2 protein-coding genes are annotated in these 1,220 nt (G+C 65.2%); both read right to left on the bottom strand.

Annotated elements, in window-relative coordinates; all coding sequences use genetic code 11:
- On the bottom strand, positions 1-421 hold a 421-nt coding region (locus tag EOA23_RS34885; RefSeq protein WP_127307333.1), incomplete at its 3' end, for a GDSL-type esterase/lipase family protein.
- 115 nt (positions 422-536) lie between these two features.
- Positions 537-1,220: 2-oxo acid dehydrogenase subunit E2 (locus EOA23_RS34880; protein WP_189341839.1), on the bottom strand; the 684-nt coding region annotated here is incomplete at its 5' end.

Below are 1,220 nucleotides of genomic sequence, written 5' to 3'. Positions count from 1 at the left end.
TGTGGGTGCGCGTCGCCGCCGGTGGCGCGACGATCAGGATCTGCGGCGCCGGCCAGTCGAACGGGTAGTCATGGCCGCGCACGATGTCGATCAGGCGCTGGATGCCCTGTTTGGCTGCGACCGGATTGCCGTGGATCCATGGCTTCATGTCGTTGGCGCCAAGCATGATGATGATCAGGTCGAGCGGCGCGTGGCTGGTCAGGATCGTCGGCAGCACACGGGCGCCATTGCGGTCCGCACCGGCCAGATGGTCGTCGAAGGCCGTGGTGCGGCCGTTAAGTCCTTCGGCGATGATCTGGATATCGTCGCCGAGCTCGGCCCCGAGCACGCTCGGCCAGCGGTCCTGCAGCGCATGGCGCCCGAGGCTGGCGGCGTCATAGCCCCAGGTGAGAGAGTCGCCGTAGCAGAGAATCGTCTTCATGCTTTTGCCACACCCCTGCCGTCACCGGTCGACCAGGCCGCCTGCGCGCGATCCGCCCGGCGGAAAGAACAAGGCGAAAGGCCGGTGAAGAATTTCCGCACCGCCTTTTCCCGTCCTACACCAGCATGCCCATCGGGTTTTCGATCATGCGCTTGAAGGCGCCGAGCAATTCCGCGCCGAGCGCGCCGTCGACCGCGCGATGGTCGGTCGAGAGCGTGACCGACATCACGGTGGCAATCTTGATCTCGCCCTTCTTCACCACTGCCCGCTCCTCGCCAGCGCCGACCGCCAGGATCGTCGCATGCGGCGGGTTGATGACGGCGGCAAAGTCCTTGATGCCGAACATGCCGAGATTGGACACCGCCGTCGTGCCGCCCTGATACTCTTCCGGCTTCAGCTTGCGGCTGCGGGCACGGCTGGCCAGGTCCTTCATCTCGTTGGAGATCACCGACAGCGTCTTTTCATCCGCGTGCCGGATGATCGGCGTGATCAGGCCGCCGGGGATCGACACGGCGACGCCGACATCGGCGTGCTTGTGCTTGACCATGGCGTTCTCGGTCCAGGAGGCGTTGGCATCCGGCACCGCCATCAGCGCCATGGCCATGGCCTTGATCACCATGTCGTTGACCGAAAGCTTGTAGGCCGGAACCTCGCCCTTGTCGGTCTTCCTCATCGGGGCGGCGGCATTGAGCTGCGTGCGCAGCGCCAACAGCGCGTCGAGCTCGCAATCGAGCGTCAGATAGAAATGCGGGATGGTGGACTTCGCCTCGACCAGGCGGCGCGCGATGGTCTTGCGCAT

Origin of the sequence: Mesorhizobium sp. M2A.F.Ca.ET.042.01.1.1, from assembly GCF_003997405.1 — a bacterium.
Lineage (GTDB): Bacteria > Pseudomonadota > Alphaproteobacteria > Rhizobiales > Rhizobiaceae > Mesorhizobium.
Note: the sequence above shows the minus strand (reverse complement) of the source record. Positions and strands in the feature narration are given on the sequence as shown.